General features: G+C 38.8%; 8 protein-coding genes and 1 pseudogene. 1 reads left to right on the top strand and 8 read right to left on the bottom strand.

The features are described from left to right. From essC to DWW70_RS14930, 6 genes are all read right to left on the bottom strand, one after another. Nucleotides 1-3,411, bottom strand: a 3,411-nt coding sequence (gene essC / locus DWW70_RS14490) for a type VII secretion protein EssC (RefSeq protein WP_118650115.1), incomplete at its 3' end; no start/stop codon positions are given. A 17-nt stretch (nt 3,412-3,428) separates the two neighbouring features. Continuing rightward, entirely contained in the window at nt 3,429-5,201 is a 1,773-nt protein-coding gene (locus tag DWW70_RS14485; protein ID WP_055224710.1) for a hypothetical protein, read from the bottom strand. A gap of 14 nt (nt 5,202-5,215) precedes the next feature. Beyond that, entirely contained in the window at nt 5,216-7,153 is a 1,938-nt protein-coding gene (locus DWW70_RS14480; RefSeq protein ID WP_118650114.1) for a leucine-rich repeat domain-containing protein, read from the bottom strand. A 2-nt stretch (nt 7,154-7,155) separates the two neighbouring features. Further along, on the bottom strand, nt 7,156-8,106 hold the full coding sequence (locus DWW70_RS14475) for a PASTA domain-containing protein (protein ID WP_118650113.1): 951 nt from the start codon (nt 8,104-8,106) through the stop codon (nt 7,156-7,158). A gap of 160 nt (nt 8,107-8,266) precedes the next feature. Next, on the bottom strand, nt 8,267-8,584 hold the full coding sequence (locus DWW70_RS14470; RefSeq protein ID WP_055148002.1) for a DUF6572 domain-containing protein: 318 nt from the start codon (nt 8,582-8,584) through the stop codon (nt 8,267-8,269). Nucleotides 8,585-8,871: 287 nt separating this feature from the next. Next, nucleotides 8,872-9,237, bottom strand: a complete 366-nt coding sequence (locus DWW70_RS14930; RefSeq protein ID WP_055148005.1) for a hypothetical protein — start codon at nt 9,235-9,237, stop codon at nt 8,872-8,874. A gap of 189 nt (nt 9,238-9,426) precedes the next feature. On the opposite strand from DWW70_RS14930, the pseudogene DWW70_RS15295 reads away from it, so the two are divergent. Further along, a pseudogene (locus DWW70_RS15295) lies at nt 9,427-9,583 on the top strand (IS110 family transposase); the annotation flags it as partial. A 23-nt stretch (nt 9,584-9,606) separates the two neighbouring features. Here the strand turns inward: DWW70_RS15295 and DWW70_RS14460 are convergent. Beyond that, nucleotides 9,607-9,978, bottom strand: a complete 372-nt coding sequence (locus DWW70_RS14460) for a hypothetical protein (RefSeq protein WP_021981973.1) — start codon at nt 9,976-9,978, stop codon at nt 9,607-9,609. A 1-nt stretch (nt 9,979) separates the two neighbouring features. Next, nucleotides 9,980-10,483, bottom strand: a 504-nt coding sequence (locus tag DWW70_RS14925) for a hypothetical protein (RefSeq protein ID WP_199669340.1), incomplete at its 5' end; no start/stop codon positions are given.

Genomic DNA, 10,483 nt, shown 5'->3' with positions numbered 1-10,483 from the left:
ATCGACCTTTATGAGTCCTCTTCCCTTTAGATTTTCCGGTTCAAGCTCCACTCTTCCTGTTCTCAGAACCGATGAGTACATATACTTTTCATTCAGGCTCAATGCCACTGTTTCAGATATATTGTCTTCTATCCTTCCAGGTATTCCCGTATTACCAAATCCATTTGCAGTTACAATCGTATATATTCCATATGCAGTACCATCATGAACAATCTTCTGCATATTATCATCATATATTTCTGCTGTTTTTTCACGAAATCCAGCATAGTTATCTATTATGAACACTACTGCAGGCATATCGTTTTTGTTAACTTTTTTATAGGAGTTGAAGCTTATTCCACCAAGAATATTTTTTCTTGTAGATATAATCCTGTTTATTAAGAATATCAGTTTCCTAATTCTGTCATCATCATCCTCGCTAACAAAACCGCCAACCTGTGGAGCCTGTTCAAAACACCGCAAAGATTTATTGCTAAAGTCTGCTATGTATATATTTACTTCTGAAGCTTTATATCTGGTTATCAATGATGCAATAAGTGTCTGAACAAAGGTACTTTTACCACTTACATTCGTTCCACATACTGCAATATTTCCAGCATCCGCAATATCGATCCTATATGGTTTCTGACTTTGCCTTGATGGATCATCGTACATTCCTATAGTTGCCACCAATGAATATGCATCATCTGATTTATTTATCGGATATTCATCATCTATATCGTCTATAAATATAGGATTAGCTATTGGTGGTATCCACAAACTATAATCTCTGTTATATCCATTTTCTCTTGCTACCTTGGCCAAATACTCTTTAACCGCATCCAACTGCGTTACGCTGTTTGCCGGATTTGACACTTTGGCAATTTTCTTCTTTCTTATAATCTCCGAACCAGAAGCTGAAAGTATCGCAGTTCGTGTATCTTCACCAGAAACCGCATCTCCCCGATACTCAGCTCCACTCCAGCCAGACTGGAATAGCTCATACACTTCATCATTTCCAACCTGCAGATATCCTCTTCCTGCCTGAGTTATAAAAGCAGCATCCTCCTTGTGCAGCATCTCTTTACTGTCCTGCTTATCCTGCACTCTAAGACACAGCTTAAACTTAGAATTTGACCAAATATTTTCGTCGACTGTTCCTGCTGGTTTCTGCGTAGAAAGGATCAGATGAACACCAAGGCTTCGTCCAACCTGTGCAACACTTATAAGCTCCTTCATAAATTCCGGCTGTTCTCGCTTCAGCTCGGCAAACTCGTCCACTATTATAAACAGATGTGGTACCGGAAGTTCTACCTCACCGGCTTTTACAAGCTTGGTATAATTATTAATATTGTTCACTCCGGCCTCATTGAAGACTCTCTGTCTTCGCATATTCTCGCTCTTTATGGACACCATAGCTCTCTTTATCGCACTTCCTGACAGATTCGATATTGCTCCTATCATGTGTGGAAGACCATCAAACAGGTTTGCCATTCCTCCGCCCTTATAATCAATAATGAAAAAGCCTATATCATCAGGGCTGTAGTTTATCGCCATTGAGAGAATATATGTCTGCAACGTCTCCGACTTTCCCGATCCTGTAGTTCCCGCAACAAGCCCATGGGGGCCATGATATTTCTCATGTACATCAAGAATACAGTCCTTGCCACCAGCCGACTGACCTATGACAGCCCGCATACTGTTGTAATTTTTGTTTGTCTTCCATCTGTCGAGAACCCGCAATTCTTCCAGCCTTTGTATTCCCAGCATATCAAAAAATGTAAGGCTGTCGGGTATACCGCCAGCCTCCACATCTTCGTTCACCTTTATAACTGCTATTCTGTCGGCAAAAGCTGCCAGTTGACTTTCTGTCACCTTATCAAAATCTACATGGCTATACTCATCCGTCTTCATCCTATGGATTCCCGAAAACTGTTTGTCGATTATAAGCTCATAAGTAGTGTCATTCAACAACTGCGATTCCTTATCAGCCAAGGTTACCACTGTGAAAGAATATTTCTGTGCATCTGTTGTTATGTACTTATTTATCGCATGCCCTTCCAGCAGAGAAGTATCAGCAACAAACAACACAATGTGAGTAAACTGTCGCTTCTCTATAGTATAATCTTTCTGTTCCCGGTCTCTCAGAATATCAATAATTCTGAAAAACAGGTCGTCCACTGAGCTTCTATCTGACGCCATCAGTCTCTCACTATAATCATCGAGCCACACATGCGGCATAAACCTATAGTTCATCCATTCACTGCTATCAGTTTCAGAATCGAATGCAAATGCAAGTTTTACATCACGATAAGAATTATTCGCTGCTATCTGTGCAATCATGGTTCTTGCCACATCAAATGCTTTGCTCTTATCTCCCGCTCCAACTATACCTATTATACCTGTAGCTCCGAGATCCACGCCCTGCGGAACATCCTTTATTCGTGAATATACAGCCTTTACTTTACCCGGGATCTGTATCAATTCATCATCAGACTGTTCCATTCGTATCTTAGGAACAGTTATATACTCTGACACATCCAATGTTCCCAGGCCAACCCGCTCCACCAGATAATCCTTCTGATTCCTGTTCCTATTCCACAATTCAGTTGACTGATCTGTATATTGCGTTATAACATCAGGAGATTTGTACATATCTCCAAGCACATTTTTTATAGTGTTCTGATTATAAGCTATCTGTTTTATCTGCCGTCTCAGATATCTGGCATACCCAGATCTCCTGTCAAGCTCCCCCTGTGCATTTCTCTTCTTATCATAATGCATATTGATGAAGGCCCATAACACTCCTATAGCCGCAGATGCAGCAGCAGTGATAAGACCTGTATACATAAGCATTCCAGAATTGCTCCCTGATGATCTGTAGCTGTACATAGCAAGAACTCCTCCAAGCATCATAGGGATCATCATTGTAAATGTTGGTCCTATAACCATCAAGAGCGGCTTCTTTTCTATCTGCTGTTTTGCCGGTGGATTCTCAATTGTCACTGACTCTATAACCGGCTCCTTCGTATTTCTGGGGGATCTGTGAAAAAATCTGTCTTTTCCCTGAACATCCTCATACTTAAGCGCCTCTGAATCCAAGTATGGCAGATTGACAATAATACTGTCTTTTAAGTCGTTCTGTATAATCACACCGATAATCTGCACACAATATATTATCCTTAAAGCACCGAGTTCTATAATATCTCCACATTTGAGCTTGTATCCTGACTGTACCAGATTGCCATCCACGGTCAAGCTACGACTGCCAGTATCACATATAATCCATCCATTTCCATTTTCCACAAATTCGGTCTGAACACCAATCATTTCCGGGCTTCTCACCACAATCTCATTCTCGTCAAGACTTCCTATTCTTATACGATGGACACCCGATATCATATATTTATCCACAGGAGTCATAAATTCCATAAGATTTCCTCTTTCGACTATTTAATAACACACTTTACAGCACTTGTGCTGGCACCATTCTGCACGTTTCCGCCTGACTTATAGCAAGGAACAACCTTAATATAATATTTTCCAGCTTTCAGTCCGGTTATGGTTGTACTGGTACCCGTTATCTTACTCTTTGAATTATATAGTGACATCTGTCCACAATCTTCACTGTCCTTCTTGTAGCCATAATAATATATCCTATATTCGCTGGCATTATACTCCTTCTTACTATTAGACCACTGTATATATAACTGTCCTGATTTTTTAGATTCTGTATTCGCTATCTTAACTATGTTTGGCACCACTTTTATAGTTCTGGTGATAGACTTTGTACTATAGTGCGCAGCATCCGCTCCCTTTGGTGTAAAGGTAGCTGTAATCACTACACTGCCAAATGCTTTGTTATTCATAACCTGAACTCTTCCACCTGCCGCATTGATCGCAAGCAATTTAGGATTACTTGATTTGAAGCTAAATGTACCCTGACAATCACTAGGTGCAACACACTCAAAGCCATGTGTTCCATTTGCATTGTGCCATGTTGTTGATATAGGACTCTTGAACGAGATCACCGGTACCTTTTTTTCAATTCTAAAATTCTTTACTACTCTCTTTCCTGATACACAGTTGGAACCATTTGCCGTAATAGTAACTGTCGCTGTACCAGGCTCTTTATTATTTGCGTATTGTACTGTATAATCTGATGCCTTCAGCTTTGCACTTCCATACGCAACTGTAACTGCAGGCTTGAAATAACTTCCGCTATATGTATAAGAATTAGCAGCTAATGTCACTGTCGCTTTTGTTATATCCGCCTGAGAAATTGTAAATGTCTTACTTACTTTTCCAGTTAAATTCTTACAACCCTCTATGGCTGCCTCCGCTTTATTTCCGGCCGATACATTATTCTTTAAAGTAATCTTATAGTTATCAGTACCCATTACCGCACCATTCAGCTTCACTGTAACCTTTGGTAACTTTGCTGTTCCGTCATATACACAAGATGCCACATCTATCGATGCAGACTGCACATTTGCAGGCTTAATTGTAAATTCCTTCTGGATCTCTCCGCCATAATCTCCACATCCAGTCACCACAATCTTTGCTTGTGTTCCTGCATTAATATTGTCTTTATAGGTGACCTTATAGTCTGTACCCTGTTCAATAACTCTTCCCTCATACTTGACCTGTACTGTCGGAGCTATCACCTTGCCTGTATATACATATGGTTTATCATCTGAAATGATCACCTCAGCACTGTCCTCTGATAAATTCAAGGCTGAAGGCTTGTACACATTATTATCCTGTCCGCTTGGAGCAATATCAAAACGGTGAGCCCCCACGACTTCATTGCACTTTAGATATGAACCAGACTTAACCTCAAGAGTCATGATACTGCCTCCACATGAGATTATCTTGTCTATTTTGCATGGCTCACTGCCTATGGCCAGTTTTTCGCAGTAGAGTCTCATGGACTGTGCGGTAAGTCCACGTATCTTCAGCTCGTCTTTATCCTCACTGTAATCTATTTTTCCATACACATACGCATCCGCTGCTTCAGACTCGGTCATGGTTATCCATGCAAGCGCTCTTCCGTTTGGTGATGTACTTAATCTTACTCCAACTGGATAATTTGCTATGCAATAATAGGTTTTTACCGCATCAGTCGAATCCGACTCATCAGCGTGTGCCTGCACCATACCAAATGAACATATAGCCAAGACAATCATCACTGCCGCTATAAGTTTTTTTACTCTCGTCATCTGAAATGCCCCCTTTACTTCCTTATATCTCCTCTGCTATTTGTAACCTTCTGTGATTCAACGCCATTTTTCTTCACATAAATTACAGGATAGTATCTGCTATACTTTGATACATTCACAGTAATAACTACTTTCTTGCCTTTCTTTACAGTTTTTATATGTGGCTTACCATATAGTTTTTTCATCTTTGACGATTCATACACTTTTACGATAACCTTTGAATTCGGAGTAGGATTATTTACTGTTACTTTAAGTGTTTTGCTGTTATGGGCAATTGACACAGATGACATCACCGGTCTTACATAATATGTAATCTTTCTTACCTTCTGCTCATATACACCATTATCACCTGCTTTTATCGTAACTATAGCTTTACCAACACCCTTTATTGTTATCTTTCCATTATTCGCTACAGAAATAACCTTAGGATTGGATGAACTATATGTAAGTCTGACTCCACCCTTTGCTGAGGCTCCTATGCTTCTCTTCACGCCCTTCTTATAATTATACTGTGTCTTTTTACTCTTAACCTGTATGCTCTGAGGTTTTCTTACCTTCACAGTGATTGTTTTTGAGCATGGCTTATAATTTGACTTTGTCTTATTATTAGCGCATATTGTTATTTTTGCTGTACCCGTTTTTGTGGCTGTTATGACTCCTCTGTCATTGACCTTGAGTACATTCTCGTTTAAGCTTGTGTACCTTATCTTCTCATTTCCTGAAGTCGTAGCTGCAAGGGTCATAGATGCTGTTCCACGACTGTTCAGAAGAAGCGTATATGTACCTGCGGCCTGCTTACCATCCTTCTTAACAGAAAGCTTGCATGCTGCCTGAACTATTGAGAATTTCATTGTGAGTGTGCCGATATTCTCATTTTTTCCTGTAATCTTTATAACAGCGGTTCCGACATTTTTATTATTCGAGTATGTAACATCATATGCATCTGGATTTACTACAGAGCCATCATTATCCGTAACTTTAATTACCGGTTTTATAGGCTTTCCCGTATAAGCATAACTCTTAGCCGGAATACTTACATTCATACTGCTTTCATCAAACCTATAAGCCCTCTTGATAATCACATTCTCATCAGAATCCGGAGTATATATGTTGTTACCAGCCTCATATGTATACAGATAGGTTCCGGTTGGATTTCCCTCCTTGAACAAGCCGGTTCCAAAATCCGCATCCGCCGGTCTTCTTAACAATCTAACATATTGAAGATTTTTACACCCTATAAAACAGAAATCGCCCAGTTTTGTCAGTCTTTCCGAAAAATCCAGATGCTCTAACAATTCACATCCCGCAAAGGCACAATTTCCAACACTTGATAAATTATCAGGAATATCTATGTTCTTTATTCTGTTACAGCCCTGAAAACAATAGTCTCCCAGATTCTTGGTATACTCTGATAATTTCAAATCGGTTATGCTATAGCACTCTCCAAATGCAAACTGACCAAGTTCGTATATCTGAGATCCAGACATGTCTACATTCTTCAAACTTGAACATCTGGCAAATGCATACGCCCCCACCGACAAAGTTCCTTTCGAAAATTCCACAGACTTTAAAGAAGTACATCCATAAAAAGCCCTTCGTCCTATAGTGAGAGGTTCGTCTCCCTCTATAACCACAGACTCCAGATTTGTACATCCTGAAAATGCATTGTTACCTATATGTGTAACTCCAGGCTTTACTACAACCTTTATAACATTGAAATTAGTCCACGGCTTCTTGTCCTCCAGTCCAAAGTCAATCATCGCCTTATTTGTGGAAACATCCAATGTCAGCACCCCACTGTCACCATTATATTCAGCCCTGATTCCAGCATCCTCCGACACTGCATTCGTCGAAGCATATGCCTGTACCATTTCTGGAACAAAGCTGACCATACACATAATCACTGCTCCTACAATTACTGTAATTATCCTTCTCTTTAACTCCTTTTTCATGATCAATCACCCCACTCTTCTTCTTCTGTTATAAACTCATCTTCATTTACGCTTGATGTTCCGCTGTCCGCCTGTTCATTTGTTCCCGAACCACCAGATGATCCCGATCCACCACCTGCTGAACCGGAGCTTGCAGCCACAGACGAGCTTGTCTTCTTGCCCTTACTCACTATCAGATACAACTGAGTATCTTCAGTCATCTCAGTTCCCGCCTTTACGCTTTGTCTGATGATCACATTCTCATCAACGGTATCAGAATTCTCCTGGAGGGTACTAAAGGTGATTCCAAGGGTTGAACACTGTATAGTTGCATCATTCAAGGTCATACCTACAAAGTCAGGAAGTTTTACCGTCTGCTCTCCCAGGCTTACTGTGATCTTTACAGAACTCCCCTTTTCTATGCTGGTTCCCTGTGTATCCTGCTGTTCAATTATCAAGCCAGCCGCAACATCCTTACTATATTCTTCAGTTTCTTCAAGCTCTATACCAGCCTCTGCAGCCATAGCTCTGGCATCCTCCAGGGTTTCACCAACAAATTCCGGCACAACTGTCATCTCCTTGCCTTTACTGACCGTTATTCCAACTGAAGCCTTACGTTTCACCTTCATTCCCTTGGCTATATCCTGTGAGATAACGCATCCTTCTTCTACCTCAGAACTGTATTCTTTTTTCTCCTCAAGCGTTACACCAGCCTCTCTGGCAATTTGTTTTGCCTCCGCCGTTGTGTGCCCAACAAAATCAGGCACAACAGATTTCCTATTAACCATTATGATGATTAACACAACTGAAACCAATACGATCCCAGCTATTACACCTATGATGATCTTCATATTGGGTCCATGCTTGTCAGAATCACCAGCTTCAAGTGCTTTTAAAATGTCTTCAAGCTCATCCCTGCTATCCTTCGCAGCTTCTCCAACGCCCGCAGCTCCAACATCATCTTCCCGCGACACAACACCATCTCCTTTACATTATTGTCAAACAATAGTATTGCATCATCAATTATTTTTGTCAACAGTCATTTAGTTTTTCTCTATTTAATTATAAAAAAATACATTGTTTCCTACGCATTAATTGCTATGAAAACAATGCATTCTCTCACGAATACCCATTCTATATATGGCATTCGATTGTTATTCCGAGTTCATTTACTTGCCGCTGTACTTGTTCTAAAAAATCCATAGCCTTTTTTGTTGGTTCATACTTAAAATGGATTTCAAAAACAGCATATTCTATTAAATCTTCTTCATAAAATTCGTTATATTGATGTTCCTCGCAGAATGTAATATAAGAATTTATTTTTTCTTGTAGTCTTAGTAAATGATCATACTCATTTTTCCAATCAAGATGATCTGATATCAGTAATATTAAAGCCTTCCCATTTTCATCCGTAGCCATTCCATCTATTGTTCCACTATCTAAAACCGACATACTTCCTCCTTATATTTTTTTATTCACCTTTTAATTTATACTTAAATTTACCCTCCATTTTTTCAATAATATTTTCCGTTCTTTCTGTAGTGCCGATTTTTACATACGAACTACTTCCAGTCTACCACCGCTTGGCGAAACTTGAACTTGAGAAATATTTTTTCCTCCGCCTGAATTGTTTATCTTTATATCTGTGCTCCATTTCTTGACCTATCGAAAATTCTTAAAATAGACTATGTGAAAACAAAGAGCTTTAAAAACTAATCTACAATTAGCCGAATCGCAAATTACCAAATATCAATTCTAGATACTTCAAACTGAATACACATCCCATTTGACACATCTTTGGGGATTTTGTCTTCATCAATATGTAACGCAAACCCCTTTACCTCAACAATCCCCTTTTCCATATTCTTTAATTCACCTCTTAATTTATACTTAAATTCACCCTCCATTTTTTCAATAATATTTTCCGTTCTTTCACACAATATAATATTTTCTGTATCAAGGCATTCTAATGGTTCTACTAATACATCTCCTACATTATATGAACATGGGCACGAAAAACAAATTAAACAATCTGCATCACTTACAACTTTTAAAACCGCTTCTTCTTCACCTATATCTAACCAGTTAATTTCTTCAATATGCATATTTATACCTACCTTTCAATAGTTGGAATCACCTAACACATCTGCAATCTCTTGACCATATTTTCCATAATGCTCATCTAACAATGATTGATTTCTAAACAGTTTATCGTTGTTACTACCACTCTGGTATGCTAAACGCATAGGAATCAAAGCAGTCTTTTTCTATCTATTGCTTTTCTTTTATTCCTATTTCACAATTATCCTGTTGAATGCATATTATAAAAAGAAACGTGACCAAGGTAAACATCACTTAACTGCCACAGGAGCCGTGGCAAGAAAGCTTACCACCGTAATTTATGCCGTGTTACGGGATAGTAAACCTTATGAACCTAAGAAGTTCTGTTAAATGTCTGGTAGTGAGACTAGGATTTAAGCCTGCCCGTGGGGAGGCTTAGTTGTGATGCAATCTTTTACAAAATCTTCATAAGATGAATATAATTGAAAGATTGCCATATTCTTTGATTCTAGTGCTCTTTCTGAACTCCAATAAATAATTGAAATTCCATTATTCTGATAATATAGACATAAATAATCATCATCTAAAATAGCAAACGGAATGACATCATAATCAAATAAATTTTCCTGTTCTTTATATACTTCTAACATTTCGTCCATCGGAATAACTACAAAGTTTTCCGTTACACCATCAATTAATATATCCAGTGTCCTTTGGGTTGCAATGATTGATTTTATTTCTTTAGGAATAATTCTATTCAGAGCTATTTCAATTGCATATTTCATTTCAATTACCTCCAACCAACGGAAATTGGCTCATTCTAATGGTCTTCTTACCTTGCGTATTTAATGGAATAAACACTCTGTGTGTACCAGTTGGTGTATCACTCGTACTAATATTAAAAGGGTACTCTTTCTTGTATATCATTACATTTTGATCTTTATTATAAATTACTTCATCCGGCTTCATAATAGTATCTTCACACAATTTTCCAACATTAACATCCTTTCCATATTGAGTTTTTTTAGGTGTAGATACAGTATCAGGATCATACATGTGTTTTCGTGAATGAATTGAAATGTAATCCGAAGCATCCAATCCCCCATTTTCTTTAAAAAACTCTGTATTTTCTATTGACTTCCCATAGCTGGTCTCACAAGTAATACTACTTTCAGACTCCACCCGTCCTTTGCCTGTAGATATAACACCATTTCCACCATCAGCCTTTGACGATGACTTTCCGCCTCCAACAGACTGCATAGCAAACGATGTTGCCGCACTTTTTACCCA

The organism is Coprococcus sp. AF16-5 (assembly GCF_003479365.1).
Taxonomy (GTDB): domain Bacteria; phylum Bacillota; class Clostridia; order Lachnospirales; family Lachnospiraceae; genus Coprococcus; species Coprococcus aceti.
Note: the sequence above shows the minus strand (reverse complement) of the source record. Positions and strands in the feature narration are given on the sequence as shown.

Excerpts from the sequence above, each read along its gene's own strand:
- DWW70_RS14470 (WP_055148002.1), bottom strand. The coding sequence starts at position 8,584 with ATGTCGGTTTTAGATAGTGGAACAATAGATGGAATGGCTACGGATGAA.
- DWW70_RS14485 (WP_055224710.1), bottom strand. The coding sequence starts at position 5,201 with ATGACGAGAGTAAAAAAACTTATAGCGGCAGTGATGATTGTCTTGGCT.
- DWW70_RS14460 (WP_021981973.1), bottom strand. The coding sequence starts at position 9,978 with ATGAAATATGCAATTGAAATAGCTCTGAATAGAATTATTCCTAAAGAA.
- DWW70_RS14930 (WP_055148005.1), bottom strand. The coding sequence starts at position 9,237 with ATGCATATTGAAGAAATTAACTGGTTAGATATAGGTGAAGAAGAAGCG.
- DWW70_RS14480 (WP_118650114.1), bottom strand. The coding sequence starts at position 7,153 with ATGAAAAAGGAGTTAAAGAGAAGGATAATTACAGTAATTGTAGGAGCA.